A 20,440-nucleotide genomic window follows, 5' to 3' on the forward strand; every position below is an offset into this window, starting at 1 on the left:
GATCATCCGTGCGTGGCAATCCATGAATGATACGCCGCCGCGTTCACGCACTCAGCCGTCCAGTTCGCTCCAGCGCGCATACGCCGCGTCCAGCTCCGCCTGCAGCGTCACCAGCGCCTCGTTCGCCTTGACGATGGCGGCGCTGTCCTGCTGGAAGAAGGCCGGGTCGTTCATCGCGGCAGTGCGTGCGGCGATGTCGCCTTCCAGTTGCTCGATGCGCTGCGGCAACTGTTCCAGCTCGTGCTGTTCCTTGAAGCTGCGCTTGCGTTTCGGTGCTGCCGGCACGGACGGTGCTGCCGGCGGCGCAACGGCGGTCGTCTTGCTGCTGGCGGCCGTGCTGCGCGGCACCGGCCGCTGGCGCAGCCAGTCGCTGTAGCCGCCCACGTATTCGCCGACCCGGCCGTCGCCTTCCAGCACCAGGGTGCTGGACACGACGTTGTCGAGGAAGGCGCGGTCGTGCGAGACCAGCAGCAGGGTGCCCTGATAGTCGGTCAGCAGTTCTTCGAGCAGTTCCAGCGTCTCGACGTCGAGGTCGTTGGTCGGCTCGTCCATCACCAACAGGTTGGACGGCTGCGCGAAGAGTTTCGCCAGCAGCAGGCGGTTCCGCTCGCCGCCGGACAGGCGGGTGATCGGCGCGCGGGCGCGTTCGGGCGAGAACAGGAAGTCCTGCAGGTAGCCGATGATGTGCTTGCGTTGGCCGTTGAGTTCGATGTACTCGCGGCCTTCGGCCACATTGTCCAGTGCGTTGAGCTGGTCGTTGAGCTGCAGCCGGTGCTGGTCGAAGTAGGCAATTTGGATGCCGGTGCCCAACTCCGCGCTGCCGCGTTGCGGCTTCAGCTCGCCCAGCATGATCTTCAGCAGGGTGCTCTTGCCGGCGCCGTTCGGGCCGATGATGCCGATGCGGTCGCCGCGCATCACCGTGGTGGTGAGGTCGTCGATCAGCACGCGGCCGTCGTAGGCCTGGTGCACGTGCTCGAGGTCGATCACCTTCTTGCCCGAGGCCTGCGCGTTGGCCGCGGTCATCTTCACGTTGCCGCCCAGCTCGCGACGTTGCGCGCGCTCCGCACGCAGCGCCTTCAGCGCGCGCACGCGGCCCTCGTTGCGGGTGCGCCGGGCCTTGATGCCCTGGCGGATCCACACTTCTTCCTGCGCCAGTTTCTTGTCGAACAGCGCGTTGGCCTGCGCCTCGGCGTGCAGGCGTTCCTCGCGACGGCGCAGGTAGTTGTCGTAGTCGCCGGGCCAGTCGGTGAGCTGTCCGCGGTCGATCTCGACGATGCGCGTGGCCAGCGCGCGCAGGAAGGCGCGGTCATGGGTGACGAACACGATGCTGCCGGCGAACTGCCTGAGGAAGCTTTCCAGCCAGCCGATCGCCTCGATGTCGAGGTGGTTGGTCGGCTCGTCCAGCAGCAGCACGTCGGGCTTGCGCACCAGCGCCTGGGCCAGCAGCACGCGGCGCTTCATGCCGCCGGACAGCGCGGCGAAGTCGGTCTCGCCGGGCAATTCGAGCTGGGTCAGCACGTCGCTGACCCGGCGGTCCAGGTCCCACCCATGCTGCGCCTCGATCTGCTGCTGCACGTCGCCGAGCGCGTCGAAGTCGCCCTGGTCGAGCAGGTGGTGATAACGCGCCAGCAGCCGGCCCAGGTCGCCCAACCCTTCGGCGACCACGTCGAACACGCTGCCGGCGGTGCCCTGCGGCACCTCCTGCGCCATCCGCGCCACCACGATGCCGTTCTGGATGCGCACCTCGCCGTCGTCGGCCTGCAGTTCGCCGGCGATCAGCTTCATCAGGGTGGACTTGCCTTCGCCATTGCGGCCGACGATGCACACCCGCTCGTTCGCCTCGATCGACAGATCGACGTGTTCGAGCAGGAGCGGACCGCCGATGCTGAAGTCGACGCGTTGCAGTTGGATAAGAGACATTCCGCCATTGTACCGGGACGCGAAGGCGACTCTTCCTCACGGCGCAGCGCAATGAGGCGAAAAGGAGGGGCATCAAGAAAAAACCCCGCGGCGGGCCACGGGGTTCTTGTCGTGCAGCGAATGCGCCGGCGGCTTACTTCAGCTTGGCATCCTTGCGCAGCGCCTCGGCGCGGTCGGTCTTTTCCCACGAGAACGCGGTGAAGGCCTTGCCGTCCGGGCCCTTCATCTGGTGCGGGGTGCGGCCGAAGTGGCCGTAGCTGGCGGTCTGCTGGTACATCGGGTGAATCAGGTCGAGCATCTGCAGAATGCCGTACGGGCGCAGGTCGAAGTGCTGGCGGATCAGCTTCTCGATCTTCTCGTCGCTGATCTTGCCGGTGCCGAAGGTGGTGACCGAGATCGAGGTGGGATGCGCCACGCCGATCGCGTAGCTGACCTGCACCTCGCAGCGGTCGGCGATGCCGGCGGCCACGATGTTCTTGGCCACGTAGCGCGCGGCGTAGGCGGCCGAACGGTCGACCTTGGACGGGTCCTTGCCGGAGAACGCGCCGCCACCGTGGCGGGCCCAGCCGCCGTAGGTGTCGACGATGATCTTGCGGCCGGTCAGGCCGCAGTCGCCCACTGGGCCACCGATGACGAACTTGCCGGTCGGGTTGATGTGGATCTTGGTGGCCTTGTGCAGCAGCTTGGCCGGCAGCACCGGCTTGAGGATGTGTTCGCGCACGGCCTCGACCAGGTCCTTGTGCTTGACCGAGGGGTCGTGCTGGGTGGACAGCACCACGGCGTCGATCGCGGTGGCCACGCCGTTCTCGTAGCGCAGGGTGACCTGGCTCTTGGCGTCCGGGCGCAGCCACGGCAGCGGCGAGTTCTTCCGCTTGCGGACTTTCGCCTGCTGCTCGACCAGCCGGTGCGAGTAGTAGATCGCCGCCGGCATGAAGTCCTTCGTCTCGTTCGTCGCGTAGCCGAACATCAGGCCCTGGTCGCCGGCGCCCTGTTCTTCCGGCTTCTTGCGGTCCACGCCCTGGTTGATGTCCGGCGACTGTTTGCCGATCAGGTTGATCACGCCGCAGGTGGCGCCGTCGAAGCCGACGTCGCTGGAGTCGTAGCCGATGTCGAGGATCACCTTGCGGGTGATCGCCTCGAGGTCGATCCACGCATTGGTGGTGATTTCGCCGGCGACGATCGCCACGCCGGTCTTGACCATGGTTTCGCAGGCCACGCGGGCACGCGGGTCCTGCGCGACGATCGCGTCCAGCACGGCGTCGGAGATCTGGTCGGCGACCTTGTCCGGATGGCCTTCGGAGACCGATTCGGAAGTGAACAGGTAGTTGGACATCGCGGTTTATATCCCTTCGTGCGGATAGAAAGATAAAAGAGGTCGCGCATGATACATCGCCGCCCCCCGTTTTGCAGCCCGGGACGATTCTGGTGGTTGCGGGGTTAGACGCGTGTTCAGTCGTTTGGACGGCTTTACGGCCTGCCGCGACGGCCTCGGTCGGGCGTGACTCGTGGCGGGGCGGCTCGCGCGCGGCTCAGTAGGGGCTGGCGCGTGCCTGCACGAACGCGAAGAAGAACACCGCATCGGGGTCGTTGCGGACCGCCTGCAGCTCCGTACGCATGCCCTCGACCGTGACGGCATCGACCTTTCCGGCCAGCACCAGCTGCTCGGCTGCCGACAGCAGCAGTTCTTCCCAGAATTCGATCATGCGCTTGCGCCGCGCCGGCTGGCGGTTGTCCAGATGGACGCTTTTCACTTCCGTCTGCACGTCGCGGTAGCCACCGGCCAGCAGCAGGTTGCCCAGCTTGGCGCCGATGAACGGATCGCCGCCGGTGTCGTACTGGTAATCGTTGAAGGCCATCCAGTAGCGCAGCAGGTTTGGCGAGTAGGGATCGAGGAAGAAGGAGGAGTTGAGCACCTCGGTGACGTAGACGACGGCGCCGGGGCTGAGCACGCGGCGTACCTCGCTGAGCACGCGCGCCGGGCTGGGCATGTGCTCCAGCACCCAGCACAGGTAGGCGGCGTCGAAGCTGCGCTCGGCGAAGGGAAGGTCCGTGGCGTCGGCCTGCTGCAGGGTGTAGCGCGTGGCGCACCAGGTGGTTTCGGCCAGCTTGCGTTCGGCGGCGGCCAGTTGCGCCGCGGAGCGGTCGATGCCGGTGACGTGCAGTTGCGGAAACCGTCGCAACAGGATCTCGGTCTGTGCGCCGACGCCGCAGCCGACCTCCAGCAGGCGGGTCGCGTCGCTGTAGTCGATGTGGTTGAACAGGCTGGTTTCGAACATGCGCGCCTGCCGCACCAGCCGTGATTGCTCCGCCGCGGAAAATCCGTGGATATAGGGAAATTCGCCCGTGGTGGTGCTGTTCATGGTCGTGGCTGGGGATTCGTGGGAACCGCCCCTGCCTGCCCACGGTACTCCTCCGTCATGATGCCGGAGCGTGCGACCGATGCTTTTCTGCGGAGCGTGCGCTCAGGCGGCCAGGCGTGCCTCGTCCTGCAGCGCGGCAAAGTAGTCGCGGGTCAGGCGCAGCTGCTCGCCGGCGGTTTCCGCACGGTTGACCACTTGCCGGAACGCGGCATTCTCCGGGCGGTCCTTCGCGTACCAGCCCAGGTGCTTGCGCGCGATGCGCACGCCGGCCGGCTCGCCGTAGAACGCGTGCAGGTGCTCCAGGTGGCCGAGCAGGATCGCGGCGACCTCGGCCGGTGCCGGCTCGGGCAGCAGTTCGCCGGTGGCGAGGTAGTGGGCGATCTCGCGGAAGATCCACGGTCGGCCCTGCGCGCCACGGCCGATCATCAGCGCGTCGGCACCGGTGACGGCGAGCACGTGCTTCGCCTGCCGCGGCGTGCACACGTCGCCGTTGGCCAGCACCGGGATGCGCACGGCGGCCTTCACCGCGGCGATGGTGGCGTACTCGGCCTCGCCCTCGTACTTGTCGGCGCGGGTGCGGCCGTGCACGGCCAGTGCGGCGATGCCGGCGTCCTCGGCGATGCGCGCGATGTTCAGCGCGTTGCGGTGCTGGCGGTCCCAGCCGGTGCGGATCTTCAGCGTCACCGGCACCTCCACCGCGTCCACCACCGCCTTGACGATGCGCGCCACCAGTGGCTCGTCCTGCAGCAGTGCGGAGCCGGACCACACGTTGCACACCTTCTTCGCCGGGCAGCCCATGTTGATGTCGATGATCTGCGCGCCGTTGGCGACGTTGAAGCGCGCCGCCTCGGCCAGCATCGCCGGGTCGTAGCCGGCGATCTGCACGCTGACCGGCTCGGGTTCGCCGGCGTGGTCCATCCGCCGCAACGATTTGCGCGTGTGCCACAGGCTCGGGTCGGCAGTGGTCATCTCCGACACGGCCAGCCCTGCGCCCAGCCGCTTGCACAGCAGGCGGAACGGCTTGTCGGTGACGCCCGCCATCGGGGCGAGCACCAGCGGCGGGTCGATGAGGTAGGGGCCGATTTGCATCCGGCCATTGTAGTGAATCGCGGAAACCGCCGTGCCGGCGGTTTCCGCGATTGCGGTTACAGCGAGCCGCGCACGGTCAGGCCGAACGTGCGGGGGGCACCGAGGAAGGCGTTGTACGAGCCGGGCTGGATCGGCGCGTCGAAGCCCACCTGCTTGTAGGTGCGGTCCGTCAGGTTGTTGCCCCACAGCTCGACCTGCCAGCGTTTGCTGACGGCGCCGACGATCAGGCGGGCATTCAGCAGCGTGTAGGCGAGCTGCAGCTTGGCCGGGTTCAGGTCGGACCCGGTGTTGTACTCGGTCATGTGCTTGGCACCGACGTTGAAGCGCCCCATCAGGGAGTCACTGAAGTTCCACTGGTAGGTGACTCCGCCGGTGAGCGCCCACTTCGGTGCGAACCCCGCGGTGTTGCCGGGCACCAGCACCAGGGCGGGGTCGGGCAGCGGATCGTTGCCGTACTTCGCATCGGTGTAGGTGGCGCCGGCCTGCAACGACAGTCCCGGAATCCGGGTCTGCCACAGCATGTCGGCGTCCAGGCCCTTGGTGGTCAGTTCGGGCACCGAGCGCACCACATAGCTGGTACCGAGGAAGCTGTTGAGCTGGAAATCGGTGTACTTCGAATGGAACAGCGCGGCGTTCAGCAACAGGTTGCCGTCCCGCCAGCTGGTCTTGGTGCCCAGCTCGTAGCTGTCCACGAACTCGCCCGGGAACGAGGTGTCGGTGACCGGAACGATGCCCTGCGGGCCGTCGCTGCGCCCGTTGCTCGATTGCACCCGATCCAGATTGAAGCCGCCGGCCTTGTAGCCGCGCGCAGCCGAGGCATAGGTCATCACGTTGTCGTCCCAGCGGTACGCGGCCTTCAGCGTGCCTGACCACTCATTCGCGGTGAAGTCCTGTGATGTGGCGCGGCCGTTGAACATCGGGTTGGCCCAGGGCAGGCACATGTAGCCGATCACCGTGGGCACGATCGCCGCGATATACGGCGCCGGCACGCCCCGCGCGGCCAGCGCACCGCCGACCTGCGCCGGGCTGGCCAGCCCGGCGGCGCAACCCAGGCTGCCATTCGGGTTGGTGTAGTACGAGTCGACCGACTTGTTCTCGTGGGTGTAGCGCAGGCCCAGGGTCAGGGCCAGCTTGTCGGTCGCATGGAAGGTGACGTTGCCGAACGCAGCCGTGCTCTTCGCATCCTGGTTCCAGCGGTCGTGCGATGCGGCGCCGACGAACGAGGTGCCGTAAGCCCTGCCGGTGGCCTGAGACAGGAACGTGGCGGCCCCGGCGGTGTTGACCATGCCGGCCGGGAACGACTTGGCGATGTCGTTCAGCAAGGCGGTGGACAGATAGGGTTCGTACGCTGTGCCCAGGGTGACTGCATCGTGGCGCTGCAGATTCTCGTTGTCGTAGTACAGGCCGACCATCCAGTCGACGCGGTCCGTGTTGCCGGACAGGCGCAGTTCCTGGCTGAGGGTCTTGAAGCGCACCGAGTTGTCGTTGGCGCCATACGGGCGGTACCAGATGTCGGCGCCGCTGAAGTCGAGGTCGGTGCCGACGATGGCATCCCACTTGCGCAGCGCGGTGATCGAGGTGAGCGTGGCGTTGCCGAACCACGAGGTGTTCCAGTTCACCTCGGTCGACAGGCCCTTGTCGGTGATGTTCTGCGTGGTGTCACGGTTGCTGTAGGCGAGCCGCTTGTCGATGTCCACGGCCGGGATCAGGCCATTGCCGCCGGCCAGCGCATTGACGATCGCCGCGGTGGGGCCGCTCACCACGGTAACGCCGACACAGCAGTTTTCATTGCGCTGGGTGTAGTCGCCAATGATGTTGATGGCCAGACTGTCGCTCGGCGTGAGCAGCAGTTGCGCGCGCACCGAATGGAAGTCCTGGTCGCCGTCGCTCTTGAGCGTGCGCGGACCCACGCCGGTGTTCACGTCATTGAAGCCGTCGCGCTTGCGGTTCGCTGCGTAGACGCGGAACGCGGCGTAGTCGCTCAGCTTGTTGTTGTACGAGCCGGACACGCCCGCCGCGCCGTAATTGCCCGCGGTGAATTCGAGATTGCCTTCTTCCTTGAAGCTGGGCCGCTTGGTGGTCACGTTGATCAGGCCGGCCGAGGTGTTCTTGCCGAACACGGTGCCCTGCGGGCCCTTCAGCACTTCCACTTGTTCCAGTTCGCCGAGATCGCCGAACGCCACGCCGTTGCGTGCGCGCGGCACGCCGTCGATCACGATGCCGACCGAGGATTCCAGGCCGGGGTTGTCGCCGACCGTGCCAACGCCGCGGATGCGCGCGGTGGTTTGCGTCTCCGAGGTGGTACTGGTGACGAACAGGGTCGGCACCAGGGTCTGCAGGTCCTTGATGTCGCGTACGCCGGTGTCCTGCAGCAGCTGTTCAGGCAGCGTCACCATGGTGATCGGTACGTCCTGCAACAGTTCCTCGCGCTTTTGTGCGTGTACCGTGATCTGGCTGAGCGTGGTGACCTGCTTGTCGGCCTCCTGCTTGGTGCTGGCAGGTGCCGCGGTGTCTTGTGCGTGCGCCAGGGGCAGCTGGGCGGCGAGTATGGCAATGATCGAGAACGCCAGTTTTTGCTGGCGGTGACTGCGGTTATGCATGGTTTTCTCCCCCCGTGGTGGATCGTGGTGCACGGTGGCGTCGCTCCCCAGCGATGTGGCACCGTACCCGTACCCCTACGTTTTGACTTGCGACCCCTGATGTGCCACGGGCGCCTGTGGTGCCATCCGGGCTCCGCGTTAAAAAATCGTGTTCAAAACCGTAATTTCTTGCGATATGGGCATCCTAGCCATTGCACAAATCGAAAGCAAAGCCGTACGCAAAAGGGTTCCGCGCCGAAAGAAAATACGACGTGCCGGCACCGGGCCTCGCCCGGTACGGCGCCGGTATATGCGGGGACATTGCCGTGGCTTGGTGAACGGATCGGCGGGCGCTGCGCTCAGGGGTGCCTGCGCCGTTGGCGTGCCCGCCAGGACAGGAATCCGGTCACCAGGAAGAACGGCGGCAGCAGGCCGCTCAACAGCACCAGCAGTTTTCCGGCCAAGCCGCCCACGCTGCCGGCGTGCAGCGGATAGATCGCGTTGCTGACGCGCGTGCCGGTACCCTCGGAGGTGGCGTCGACGGCGCCCAGCACCTGGGCGCCGCGAGGGTCGATCCATACTTGGCTGCGCCCGACCGGATGCCATTCGCCCGGTGCCCGCGCACGGATCACCACCCGCCCGTCGTCGAGCGAAGGCAGTGCGATGCGACGCAGTTCGGCGCCCGGCAGCGCACGTTGCGCGGCGCCGAGCACCGCCGCCCAGTCGATCGGCTGCGGGCGCGGCGCGATGCGGTCCGGCGTCGGCGCCGGCGCATCCGCGAACAGTACCTGCAGGGCGTGCCGGGCGCCGGCGCCGTAGACCATCAGCGTGCCGGTCAAGGTCACCAGCAGCAGCAACGGCAGGCTGAGCACGCCCATGCTGCGGTGCCAGCTGAACCAACGCCGCGCCGGCGGCTGTGCGTGGATACGCAGGCTGTTGCGCAGGTTGCGTCGGCCCGGCCACCACAGCCACACGCCGGAAAGCAGCAGTCCCAGCGTGAGCCAGCCGAGTACGCCCAGCACGGCCTCGCCGGTTTTCCCGGCCAGCAGGTGGGTGTGCCATTCGCGCAGGGTCAGCAGCGGGTCGCTGCCGGGCGTGCGGGTCAGCAGCAGGCTGCCATCGGACGGATCGAGATAACGTCGCGTGCCGCCGGGAAAGTACAGCTGCCATACCGGCAGCTCGGCGGTCGGCAGGTCGGCGCTGCGCAGCCCCTCGGGCGACCATTCGCGCGCGAGGCGCGCCAGCACCGCCGCGCGCGCGGTAGCGTCGGGCAGCGCATGGGCGGCCAATGACGGATGCATCAGGCGCAGCAGCGGACCTTGCAGCACCAGCACGCTGCCGCTGAGCGCGATCAGGGCGTAGGCCAGCCCCACGCTGAGGCCGACCCACAGGTGCAGGCGCTTGAGCCAGTGCCGCATGGCGCCGGTGCGGCGGGCGGTCGCGCCGGTCGCGGTCGTGGATACCGCCATCTCAGAAGGCCTGCTGCCAGGTCAGCGAGACCACGCGGCCGCGGCCGGCGAAGTACGAGTCGTTGTCGCCGACGGTCTGCGAGACGTAGTTGATGTACTGCTCGTTGGCGAGGTTCTGCACGCCCAGGGTCCAGTCGCCGGCGCGGCCGCCGTGCCATTTCACGTAGGCATCGGCGGTGGCGTAGCCGTCGAAGTGCGCCGTGCGCCGCCCCAGGGTGGCGAAGTCGCGGCTGTACAGGCGGCTAAGCTGCAGGTAGCTCGACCAGGCGTCGTTCCAGCGCTGCGTCCACGACAGGTTGAGCCGGTTCGGCGCGATGTTGGCGCCGTCGAGATCGGAGTCGAGCTTGCCGTCGCCGTTGCGGTCGGAACGGCCGCGGTTGATCGCGAAGGAGGCGTCGAGGCGGCTGCCCTCCAGCGGCTGCCAGTGCGCGCGCGCTTCCCAGCCGCTGATCGCCACGCGCTGGCGCATCACGTTGTAGACCTGGTTGGGCGCGTCGAACACCAGCACCGAACCCAGCCGCGAGCGCGAGACGTAGTAGCTCACCCGCGCGCCGACGCGCTCGCCGGCGTACTCGGCGCCCGCCTCGCGGTTGTCCGAGACCACCGGCTTCAGGTCGAGGAAGTCGGCCACGCTCTGGCCGGGCCGGTTGATCGCACGCAGCACGCGGCCCACGTCCGGCAGGGTGTAGCCCTCGGCGTAGCTGGCGAACAGGTTGAGCCGGTCACCGAGGTACCAGACCGCGCCCAGGTTCGGCAGGGTCTTGCTGAAGCTGGGCGAGCCGCCCTGCACGGTGACGCCGTTGTAGGCGGCCAGGGTGCGGAAGGTCGGCACCTCCAGCGTGCCGTGCTCGCGGCGCAGGCCGCCGGACAGCGACAGCGACTGCAGCGGCCAGTACTCGGCCTGCAGGAACGGTGCCCAGCCGGTGTAGGTGCTGTCCGGTACCCAGTGGCGGCCGGTGTGGGTCAGCTCCTGGAAAGTGCGGTCGCGGTAGCCGTCGGCGCCGGCCAGCACGGTGAGCGTGTCGTCGAGCAGGCCGTGCCGCGCCCACGACAATCGCGCGCCGTCCTTGGTCGACACGTTCTGCGACTGGTCGAACAGCAGGCCCGCGCCGTAGGCGGGATCCTGGAAGGTGCCGAAGGTGCCGCCGCCGAACAGCTCGCGGTTCTTCTGGTGGTACAGCTGCGCGCGCAGTTCGCCGCCGGCCAGTTGCGGGTCGCGGTAGTCGAGGCTGCTGGTCAGCACGCGGTTGCGCGGCGCGTCGCCGGGCTGCTTGCCGCGCACCGAGGTGGTCGGCAGGTCGCTGGCGCGATTGCCGCTGACCGCGGTGTAGTCGCCGTTGCCTTGCAGGTCGAAGCGGTTGACGGTGAGCCGCAGATGGCGCGCGCCGGCGAAGTCGTAGCCGAGCTTGAGAAAGCCGTCGGTGCTGCGTGAATCCATCAGGTCGCCCTGGGTACCGTCGACGCCGATCAAGCGGCCTTTCGCGTCGGAGTACATGCCGCGCGCACGTCCCGCGATGCCGGCGACCAGGTCGAACGCGCCGCTTCGCGCGGCGAGCAGGTAGGAGGCGCCGTAGCCCGGACCGTCGCTGCCGCGGGTCGGTGCGCTGGCATTGGCGCTGACTTCCTGGCGCACGCCGTCCTGCTTCGGCGCCTGCCTGGTGATGATGTTGATGATGCCGCCGGCGGCGCCGAGGCCCTGCATCGCGTTGGAGCCTTCGACGATCTCGATGCGCTCGATCATCGCCGGGTCGATCGTGTAGGCGTCGCGCGAGCCGTTGCGCAGCGGGCTGGATTGCGGCACGCCGTCGATCATGTACAGCGGGTTGCGCCCGCGCAGGGTCTGCCCGCGCGAGCTGAGCTTCTGCGTCGAGGGCGCGAACGAGGGCAGCAGGTTGCCGATGGCGTCGGAGAGGTCCGGGTTGATCGCCAGCTGCTGGCGCAGGTCCTCGGCGGTGATCACGGTGATCGTGGTCGGCAGCGCGCCCTGGCTCTGCGGCATGCGCAGGGTGCTTTCGGAAACCTCGATGCGGCCGAGGGCGACAGCATCCTTCTGGTCGGCGGCATGGGCGACGCCGCCGAGGGCGAGCGCAACGGCGAGAACGAGCGGGCGGGCGTGGAACGACATGGGGCCTCCTGTTTGAGGAGGCGCATGTTAGATGAAAATGATTCGCAATAACAATCCTGCCGCCCGGCCGGATTGCCGCAGCTCACGCGTGCAGCGGCACCGTCATCGCGCCGCGCACGTGCTTGTGCCGGAACAGCACCGCGAACAGCACCGCCACTACCAGCGAGTAGGCCGCAAAGCTGATCCAGATGCCGTGCCAGTCCTTGCTGCCGTCGGCGTGGGTGAACCAGGCGTCGATGATCACGCCGCTGATCGAACTGCCGAGGATCGCGCCGATGCCGTTGGTCATCAGCATGAACAGGCCCTGTGCGCTGGCGCGGATCGCCGGGTCGCTCTGCTCTTCGACGAACAGCGAACCGGAGATGTTGAAGAAGTCGAACGCCATGCCGTAGACGATGCACGACAGCACGATCATCCACAGCCCCGGGCCCGGGTCGCCGTAGGCGAACAGGCCGAAGCGCAACACCCAGGCGACCATGCTGATCAGCATTACCGTCTTGATGCCGAAGCGCTTGAAGAAGAACGGGATGGCCAGGATGAACAGCGTTTCGGAAACCTGCGAGATCGACATGATGATCGCCGGGTAACGCACGGCCAGCATGCCCTTGTACGCGTCGACCTTGGCGAAGTCGTGCAGGAAGGTGTCGCCGTAGGCGTTGGTCAGCTGCAGCGCCGCGCCCAGCAGCATCGCGAAGATGAAGAAGATCGCCATCTTGCTGTTCCTGAACAGCGCGAACGAGGTCAGCCCCAGCGTGTCCAGCCACGAGGTGTGCGCCTGGCCGCGCAGGCGTGGCGGGCACTTCGGCAGGGTGAACGCGTACAGGCCAAGCAGCAGCGCCGCGCCGGAGGCGACATAGAACTGGCCGCCGGAGGTTTCCAGGTGCAGCAGGCTCACCGTCCACATCGCGGCGATGAAACCCACCGTGCCCCACACGCGGATCGGCGGGAACACCAGCACCACGTCCGCGCCGTCGGTCTTCAGCGCGTTGTAGGCCACCGCGATCGCCAGCGAGATCGTCGGCATGTAGCACATCATGTTGAGCAGCATCACCCAGAACAGCGTGTTCGGGTTGTCGATCGAGGGCACGATGAACAGCACGATCGCGCCACCGATGTGCAGCAGGCCGTAGAGCTTCTCCGCGTTGAGCCACTTGTCGGCGATCACGCCCATCAGCGAGGGCATGAACAGCGAGGCAATGCCCATGGTCGAGAAGATCGCGCCGAACTGTGCGCCGGACCAGTGCCGGTATTGGAACCAGTACGCGCCGATGGTGATCAGCCACGCGCCCCAGACGAAAAACTGCAGAAAATTCATTGCCACGAGGCGGAGCTTGATGCTCATCGAGCGGTATCCGGCATATCGGGTTCCCCGGGAAAGGCCGAGGGAAAGCCCCGTGGCCATGAAGCCCGGGCAGGTTAGATGAATCGGCGGGCGGGCGGCAAGGCGCGCCGCGGCGTGCGCTCAGTCGGCTGCGTGCAGCGCCGCGGCCACGCGTTCGCGCAGCATCGGCAGCAGTTCGGTCTCGAACCACGGGTTGCGCTTGAGCCACAGCCGGTTGCGCGGGCTGGGGTGCGGCAGCGGCAGGCGGCCGTGGGCGAGATGGTCGCGCCAGGCCTGCACGGTGTCGGTGAGGCGCGTGCCGCGCGCCACGCCGAGCAGGCCGGCCTGCGCGTACTGGCCGATCACCAGGGTCAGTTGCACCTGCTTCAGCAGCGGCAGCAGGCGCGGGTGCCAGGCCGGGGCGCATTCGGGCCGCGGCGGCAGGTCACCGCCCTTGCCGGTACCGGGAAAGCAGAAACCCATCGGCACGATCGCCACGCGGCCGGCGTCGTAGAAGGTGGGCTTGTCGATCCCCAGCCAGTCGCGCAGGCGGTCGCCGCTGGGGTCGTTGAACGGAATGCCGGTCTCGTGCACCTTGCGCCCCGGTGCCTGGCTGACGATCAGCAGCCGCGACGTCGCCGACGCCTGCAGCACCGGTCGCGGCCCCAGCGGCAGGTGCTTCTCGCACAGGCGGCAGGCGCGGATTTCGCTCAGCAACTGGTCCACCGCCCGCGATGCCCGCGTGGCTCCTGCACCTTTCCGATTTCCCATGAGCGGATCCCGACTCCTGTTCAAGGCAGCAACTTGCCCGGATTCAGGATGCCGTCCGGGTCGAACGCCGCCTTCACCGCGCGCATCAGCGTGACGGTTTCCGCGCCAAGGGCCAGCGGCAGGTAGTCGCGCTTGACCAGGCCGATGCCGTGTTCGCCCGACAGCGTGCCGCCCAGCGCCAGCACCAGCGCGAACAGCTCGGGCAGCGCCGCGTAGGCGCGCTCGATCTCGTCCACGTCGCGCGGCAGCAGGTTCACGTGCAGGTTGCCGTTGCCGGCATGGCCGAAACTCACGATCGGCACGGCGTGCCTGTCCGCCAGGACGCGTACGCCGTCCACCAGTGCGGGCAGGCGCGAGACCGGCACCACCACGTCCTCGTTGATCTTGTGTTGCGTCACCGCGCGCTGCGCCAGCGAGAGCGCCTTGCGCGCCGCCCACAGCGCGGCGGTTTCCTGCGCGTCGGTGGCCACCGCGAGTTCCACCAGACCGGCGCCGCGTGCCGCGCGCGCCACCGCCGCTGCCGCGACGTCCAGCGTTTCCGGTTCGCCGTCCACTTCGATCATCAGCAGCGCGCCGGCTTCGGGCACGCCGGCTTCGGGGTGGAAGTCGCGCGCCAGTTTCAGCGCCAGCGCGTCCATGAACTCCAGCGCCGAGGGCGTCACCGGCTGCGCCATGATCCGCGCCACCGCCTGCGCTGCCGCGCCCGTGTCGGCATAGCTGGCGCGCAGCGTGCGTACCGCGCCAGGCCGGGGCGTGAGCTTGAGCGTGGCTTCGGTGATCAGCGCCAGCGTGCCCTCCGAGCCGATCAGCAGGCGGGTGAGGTCGTAGCCGGTCGAATCCTTGGTGGTGTGCGTACCGGCGCGGAAGCCCGCGCCGGTGCCGGCCACGGCGCGCAGGCCGAGCACGTTGTCGCGGGTGGCGCCGTACTTCACCGCGCGCGGCCCGCCGGCGTTGCAGGCGAGGTTGCCGCCCACTGCGCACCACGCTGCCGAGCCCGGGTCGGGCGCCCAGAAGAAGCCGTGCGGGGCCAGCGCCTGTTGCAGCATTTCGTTGGTCACGCCGGGCTCGACCACCGCGAGGCGATCGCCGGGTGCGATGCGCAGGATGCGGTTCATCCGCGCGAAACACGCCACCACGCCGCCCGCCGCCGGCACCGCGGCGCCGGTGGAACTGGTACCGCCGCCGCGTGCGGTGATCGGCACCGCGTGCTCGCGGCAGGCGCGCACCAGCGCTTCCACTTGTTCATGCGTGGTGGGGAACGCTACCGCCGCGGGCAGCTGTTCGTGGCGGGAGTTGTCGCGCGCGAACGCGCGACGCTCGGCCTCGTCGGTGACGAGTGCGTCGCCGGGGAAGATCTCGCGCAGGCGGGCGAGCAGTGCGTCGGGCAGGGGCATCGGCGAAGCGTAATCCACTCACGGGAAGAAGTTGCAGCGCCAGATCAGCCGGGCCGCATCAGCCGGCCTCGAACGCGCCGCGCAGCCATGCGCAGCGGATCGCGTCGGGTGGGCCGTCGTAGCTGACCACGTCGAAGCGACAGCTGCGTCGCGCGTGTTGCGGATGCGCGGCCAGCCAGTGCTGCGCGGCGAGGATCAGTTTCGCCTGCTTGGCCGCGGTGACCGAGGCGGCGGCGTCGCCGTGGCTGGCGCTCCTGCGGTAGCGCACTTCGACGAACACCACGCTGTCGCCGTCGCCCATCACCAGGTCCAGCTCGCCATGGCGGGTGCTGTAGTTGCGCGCCAGCAGTTTCAGGCCGGCGCGTTGCAGTTCGGTGCAGGCGCGCTGCTCGAAGTCGTCGCCGGCGGTGCGCATCAATTCGCCGCAGGCTGGAAGAGTCCGCCCGACGCGGTGCCGGTCGGCGCAGTCCCGGGCGTGGTCGGCGGCGTGTTCGAGGGCACGTCGTCCAGCTGCAGGCTGCCGCCCAGCGGGCGGGCCAGGCCGTTCTGGAACTGCGCCCAGATCAGCACGCGGCGCACCCGCCCGAACTGGTCGGCGGCAAGCTGGCCGCTGGCGCCGGGCACGTAGCTGCCCGGGTGGGCGCGCAGCCATTCCAGGTAGGGCACCAGGTTCCATGCGTCCATGCCGAACGCGAACAGCCGCGCCGCACCGCCGCGGGCCGCCGGCAGGCGTGCGGCGATGCCGTCGCGGCTCGGCAGGCCCGGCTGGGCGTCGAACAGCCACGGCGCATCGCAGAACTCCACGCCGTCCAGGTCGCGGTTCGCGGCGACGTCGTCGCTGCCTTCGTAGACGTGCGAGGTGGCGAACACCGGCAGGTTCACCTGTGCGATGCGCAACTGCGGCATCAGCAGGCGCGCCTGCTCCGGGCGCATGCTGATGAAGATGCCGGCGTCGCCCGTCGCGGCGCCTTCGGCCACGGCGGCGCTGCCGCCGGCAGCGGGGGCGGCAACGGCCGGCGCGGCGGGAAACTTCAGTCCGGCGATGAGGCTGGCGTAGCTGGTGACGCCCGGCGGCAGGGTGATCATGCCGGCCAGTTCGCCGCCGCGCGCCGCCAGTTCGGCCTTGAAGGCGTCGGCCGCGCGCTGCGCGAAGTCGTCGGTGGAGACCAGCACATAGACCCGGCGCAGGCCACGCTCGACCATGCGGTCGGCGGCCTGGGCGCCCTCGGTTTCCGGCAGCAGGCCGAATTCGCTGGCGTCGCCGGCGGGCAGTTGCTTGTCGTCGGGATGGTTCAGCGCCAGCACCGGCACCGGCAGTTGCGCCTGGCTGAACACGGCGGCGACTTCACCGCGGGTCAACGGGCCGACCACCAGCCGGGCGCCGTCGCCGACCGCCTGCTGGTACGCCTTGACCGCGCCGTCGGCGGTGCCCTGGCTGTCGTAGACGCGCACTGATGGGCGCGGTGCGTGGTTGCGGCCGGCGTCGAGGTAGGCCGCGAAGAAGCCTTCGCGGATGGCCGTGCTGGCCGCCGCGTAACTGCCGTCGTTGGGCAGCAGCAGGGCGACCTGGCTGGGCACCTTGTAGCCTTCGCGCACGTTGGCGTCGGCGCCGGGCAGCAGGGTGCCGACCGGCTGCTGCAGGTCCGGCGGCGGCTGCGCCACGGTCACGCCGAGCTGGCTCAGCGCCTCGTTCACCCACGGCAGCATGCGGTCGCCGCGCTGCATCGCGGCCGCGCGCTGCTTGAGCGAGTCGACACCGACCTGGCCGAGCAGGTCGAGGATCTGCTGGCGGTTCTGACTGTGGTCGTAGCCGCTCAGCTGGCGGTCCATCTGCACGCGGGTGCGCGCGGCGCCCCAGCGGTCGCCGCTGGCGGCCATCGCACGGGCCCGCCATTCCAGCAGACGCAGTTGCAGCGCAGGCGGCACGGCGGCGTTCGGCTGGGTGGTGAGCCGCAGCGCGGTAGCGGCGTCGTGCCGGTCGAGCGCCAGTTCGGCCAGCAGCAGGTCGAAGCGCAGCGGCTCGTCCCCGCTCAGGTGTTGGCGCTTGATGCCGGCCAGTACCGGGGCGGCACGTCCCAGCTGGCCTTCCTCGCGCCACGCCTCGGCGGCCAGCAGGCGGTAGCTGTCGGCGTGACCGCGCGATTGCGCGGCGAGCGCCAGCCAGGCCTGGGCGGCCTGGTCGAACTGGCCCTGCCGGGACAGCGCCTCGGCGTTTTGTGCAGCGGCGATTTCGGCCGGCGAGCGTGGCGTGTTCGCCGGTACGCAGGCGGCCAGCAGCAGAGAAAGCAGCAGAGTGATCGCGGCGATGCGCGGGAGGCGCATGAAGCGCATGGGAAATCCCTTGTTCGTCAGGGTCGTCAATGCGCGATCATAGCGGATCGACTTGCCGGCTTACGGCGCAGGAGTTTGCAAATGTCAGCACCATTAGGCTGCCTGTGGGTGGTCGCCACGCCGATCGGCCACCGCGACGACCTGTCCGCGCGCGCGATCGGAACCTTGCGCGCGGTGTCGGTGATCGCCGCCGAGGACACTCGCCACAGCCGGCCGCTGCTGCTGCATCACAAGATCGACACGCCGCTGCTCGCGCTGCACGAACACAACGAACGCGACGCGGTGGAGGCGATCGTGCGCCGGCTGCTGGGGGGCGAGGCGGTGGCGCTGATCTCCGATGCAGGCACGCCGCTGATCAGCGACCCGGGCTTCCGGCTGGTGCGCGCCGCGCGTGCCGCCGGCATCCGCTGCATCCCGGTGCCGGGCGCCTGTGCGGCGATCGCGGCGCTGTCGGTGGCCGGCCTGCCCAGCGACCGCTTCGTGTTCGAGGGTTTCCTGCCGCCGAAGGCGGCGGCGCGGCGCAGCCGGCTGCAGGAGCTGGCGAGCGACGCGCGCACGCTCATCTTCTACGAGTCGTCGCACCGGATCGTCGAGAGTCTGGCCGACATGCGCGACGTGTTCGGCGCCGGGCGCGAGGCGGTGCTGGCGCGCGAACTCACCAAGCTGTTCGAGACGGTGCTCGGCGAGCCGCTGGCGGCATTGGCCGAACGCGTGGCGAGCGACCCCGACCAGCAGCGCGGCGAGTGCGTGATCCTGGTCGCCGGCCGCGGCGAGGAAGCCGATGCGAAGCTGGCCGAGGGCCGGCGCGTGTTCGCCATCCTGCGCGAGGAACTGCCGCCGGCGAAGGCGGCGAAGCTGGCGGCGGCGATCAGTGGCGCGCCGCGCAAGACCTTGTACGAAGGGTAGGAGCGCACCCTGTGCGCGATGCTCTTGCGTAACGTGACGAAAAGCATCGCGCGCAGGGTGCGCTCCTACTAGACTTGCGGGTGGAGTCGGCCGGACAGTCGCGTCGCGCGCGAGCGCGTCGAGGAAAGTCCGGGCTCCACAGGGCAGAGTGCCAGGTAACGCCTGGGCAGCGCGAGCTGACGGCCAGTGCAACAGAGAGCAGACCGCCGATGGCCCTTCGGGGATCAGGCAAGGGTGAAAGGGTGCGGCAAGAGCGCACCGCGTACGGGGCCAACGCCGTACGGCACGGTAAACCCCACTCGGAGCAAGACCAAATAGGGGGACATTGGCGCGGCCCGCGTCGTCCCCGGGTAGGTTGCTGGAGCCAGGTGGCGACGCCTGGCCGAGAGGAATGACTGTCGCGCCGCGAGGCGTACAGAACCCGGCTTACAGGCCGACTCCACCTCCTTCGACACGTTCCACCCCGGCGCGGCAGCGTCCGCGCCGGGGCGGTCACGTGGGTGAATGTCGATTCATCTGCGACTTGGCCCGAGAGGTGCCGATCCGTTTCGGTTCGGTCCAAATCGAGGCTATCGGGATTTATAAAAAAATCCCTGCTTTCAAACACCTTGCCGGTGTTCCTCAGAATATGCTGGATGTATGGTCAGCATTCTGCCTTTACTCCTTGATTCACAAGCGAAATTCCCTTGACAGTCTCACGAGGCGAGATTATCGTGGGCTCCAGTGTGAAATCGTGGGTTTTCGTGGAGTCTATTGGCCGTGTTCCAGGGCGAAACCGCCATCACCATCGACGACAAAGGTCGCCTGACCATCCCGACCGCCTATCGGGAGCAGGTGGCGGGCGAGTGCGCCAATCGTCTGGTGGTCACCTACAACCCGTTCGAGCCGGGCTGCCTGTGGCTGTTTCCGCATGCGGAGTGGGAAAAGGTGCGTGACCAGGTGAACGGGATGTCCAAGGTCAAGATGGCCCATCGCGACATGCAGATGAAGCTGGTCGGCGCGGCGGCTGTGGTCGAGCCCGATGGCGCGGCACGCATCCTGCTGCCGGCGAGCCAGCGTGCCACCACGGGCATCGAGAAGAGGGCGGTGCTGCTGGGCATGGGCAACAAGTTCGAGCTGTGGAGCGAACAGGCCCACCTGGCCAAGATCCGCCAGACCATCGGCGAAGACGACATCACTGACGAAATGGCCGAACTGCGCCTGTAAGCGGGCGCGGCGATACACGTGGGACGGGAGCGGGAGTGCGGCATGGCCGAGCAGCAGTTGCGGCACATCCCGGTGATGCTGGGTGAAGCAGTGGAGGGACTCGCCGTGCAGGCAGGCGGGCGTTATCTCGATGGGACCTTCGGTCGCGGCGGACACGCCCGCGCGGTGTTGTCGCGCCTCGGCCCCGACGGCCGCCTGCTGCTGATGGACCGCGACCCCGCCGCGATCGCCGCCGCCCGCGCCGAATTCGCCGGCGACCCGCGCGTGTCCATCCGTCACGCGAACTTCTCCAGCTTGGCCGAGTGGGGCGAGACCGCCGCCGGTCTCGACGGCGTGCTGCTCGACCTCGGCGTGTCCTCGCCGCAGCTGGACGAAGCCGCGCGCGGCTTCAGCTTCATGGCCGATGCGCCGCTGGACATGCGCATGGACCCCAGCCAGGGCGAGAGCGCCGCGGATTTCCTCGCCCATGCCGACGAGCGCGAGATCGCCGACGTGCTGTGGCACTACGGCGAGGAGCGCCACAGCCGGCGCATCGCCCGCGCCATCGTGGCCGACCGCGATGCCACGCCGTTCGTCCGCACCGGCCAGCTGGCCGCGCTGATCGAACGCGTGGTCGGGCGGCGCGAGCCGGGCAAACACCCGGCCACACGCAGCTTCCAGGCGCTGCGCATCCGCGTGAACGGCGAACTGGATGCGCTGCAGCGCGGGCTCGATGCAGCGCTGGAGCGGCTCAAGCCCGGCGGCCGGCTGGCGGTGATCAGCTTCCATTCGCTGGAAGACCGCGCGGTGAAGCTGTTCATCCGCGACCACTCCGGTCGCGTGCAGAACAGCCGCCGCGGGCCACCGGTGCAGGCCGCGCCGGCGCGGTTGGCGGCAGTCGGCAAGGCGCAGTTCCCGTCCGACGCCGAGCAGGCGGCGAACCCGCGTTCGCGTTCGGCGGTGCTGCGCGTGGCGGAGAAGCTGTCATGA

At 68.6% G+C, this 20,440-nt stretch carries 15 protein-coding genes and 1 other RNA gene; 4 read left to right on the forward strand and 12 right to left on the reverse strand.

The genetic code is table 11. The features are described from left to right. Positions 1–51 precede the first annotated feature (51 nt). From R5H19_RS02450 to R5H19_RS02505, 12 genes are all read right to left on the reverse strand, one after another. Positions 52–1,920, reverse strand: coding sequence for an ATP-binding cassette domain-containing protein (locus R5H19_RS02450; protein ID WP_318157381.1), 1,869 nt, complete (start codon positions 1,918–1,920; stop codon positions 52–54). A 133-nt stretch (positions 1,921–2,053) separates the two neighbouring features. Beyond that, positions 2,054–3,253, reverse strand: a complete 1,200-nt coding sequence (gene metK / locus R5H19_RS02455; protein ID WP_318157382.1) for a methionine adenosyltransferase — start codon at positions 3,251–3,253, stop codon at positions 2,054–2,056. 196 nt (positions 3,254–3,449) lie between these two features. Continuing rightward, on the reverse strand, positions 3,450–4,280 hold the full coding sequence (locus R5H19_RS02460) for a methyltransferase domain-containing protein (RefSeq protein ID WP_318157383.1): 831 nt from the start codon (positions 4,278–4,280) through the stop codon (positions 3,450–3,452). Positions 4,281–4,382: 102 nt separating this feature from the next. Beyond that, positions 4,383–5,369 carry a tRNA dihydrouridine synthase DusB gene (gene dusB, locus R5H19_RS02465; RefSeq protein ID WP_318157384.1) on the reverse strand — a complete coding sequence of 329 codons (987 nt, stop codon included), beginning with the start codon at positions 5,367–5,369 and terminating at the stop codon, positions 4,383–4,385. A gap of 56 nt (positions 5,370–5,425) precedes the next feature. Then, positions 5,426–7,969, reverse strand: coding sequence for a TonB-dependent receptor (locus R5H19_RS02470; protein WP_318157385.1), 2,544 nt, complete (start codon positions 7,967–7,969; stop codon positions 5,426–5,428). A 338-nt stretch (positions 7,970–8,307) separates the two neighbouring features. Continuing rightward, positions 8,308–9,417: a PepSY-associated TM helix domain-containing protein gene (locus R5H19_RS02475; RefSeq protein WP_318157386.1), complete on the reverse strand. Its 1,110-nt coding sequence runs from the start codon at positions 9,415–9,417 to the stop codon at positions 8,308–8,310. Between the two features lies 1 nt (position 9,418). After that, positions 9,419–11,542, reverse strand: a complete 2,124-nt coding sequence (locus R5H19_RS02480; protein WP_318157387.1) for a TonB-dependent receptor — start codon at positions 11,540–11,542, stop codon at positions 9,419–9,421. Between the two features lie 82 nt (positions 11,543–11,624). Beyond that, on the reverse strand, positions 11,625–12,884 hold the full coding sequence (locus R5H19_RS02485; protein ID WP_318157388.1) for a nucleoside permease: 1,260 nt from the start codon (positions 12,882–12,884) through the stop codon (positions 11,625–11,627). A gap of 120 nt (positions 12,885–13,004) precedes the next feature. Beyond that, complete coding sequence (locus R5H19_RS02490) at positions 13,005–13,634, reverse strand: uracil-DNA glycosylase family protein (protein ID WP_318157389.1); 630 nt, start codon at positions 13,632–13,634, stop codon at positions 13,005–13,007. 20 nt (positions 13,635–13,654) lie between these two features. Beyond that, positions 13,655–15,028, reverse strand: coding sequence for an FAD-linked oxidase C-terminal domain-containing protein (locus R5H19_RS02495; protein ID WP_318157390.1), 1,374 nt, complete (start codon positions 15,026–15,028; stop codon positions 13,655–13,657). 58 nt (positions 15,029–15,086) lie between these two features. Beyond that, positions 15,087–15,443 carry a YraN family protein gene (locus R5H19_RS02500; RefSeq protein WP_318157391.1) on the reverse strand — a complete coding sequence of 119 codons (357 nt, stop codon included), beginning with the start codon at positions 15,441–15,443 and terminating at the stop codon, positions 15,087–15,089. After that, on the reverse strand, positions 15,443–17,359 hold the full coding sequence (locus R5H19_RS02505) for a penicillin-binding protein activator (RefSeq protein ID WP_318157392.1): 1,917 nt from the start codon (positions 17,357–17,359) through the stop codon (positions 15,443–15,445). Before R5H19_RS02505 ends, R5H19_RS02500 begins: the two co-directional genes overlap by 1 nt. An 81-nt stretch (positions 17,360–17,440) precedes the next feature. On the opposite strand from R5H19_RS02505, the gene rsmI reads away from it, so the two are divergent. The 4 genes from rsmI to rsmH all read left to right on the forward strand — a co-directional run bounded on the left by rsmI (position 17,441) and on the right by rsmH (position 20,440). Next, positions 17,441–18,265 (forward strand): 16S rRNA (cytidine(1402)-2'-O)-methyltransferase, encoded by an 825-nt coding sequence (gene rsmI / locus R5H19_RS02510; protein ID WP_318157393.1) that lies wholly within the window; start codon positions 17,441–17,443, stop codon positions 18,263–18,265. An 82-nt stretch (positions 18,266–18,347) separates the two neighbouring features. Further along, an RNA gene (rnpB, locus tag R5H19_RS02515) (RNase P RNA component class A) lies at positions 18,348–18,710 on the forward strand. Between the two features lie 314 nt (positions 18,711–19,024). Beyond that, complete coding sequence (mraZ, locus tag R5H19_RS02520; RefSeq protein WP_318157394.1) at positions 19,025–19,471, forward strand: division/cell wall cluster transcriptional repressor MraZ; 447 nt, start codon at positions 19,025–19,027, stop codon at positions 19,469–19,471. Between the two features lie 42 nt (positions 19,472–19,513). Next, positions 19,514–20,440, forward strand: a complete 927-nt coding sequence (gene rsmH, locus R5H19_RS02525) for a 16S rRNA (cytosine(1402)-N(4))-methyltransferase RsmH (RefSeq protein ID WP_318157395.1) — start codon at positions 19,514–19,516, stop codon at positions 20,438–20,440.

The sequence above is a fragment of the Rhodanobacter sp. KK11 genome (genome assembly GCF_033345435.1).
Taxonomy (GTDB): domain Bacteria; phylum Pseudomonadota; class Gammaproteobacteria; order Xanthomonadales; family Rhodanobacteraceae; genus Rhodanobacter.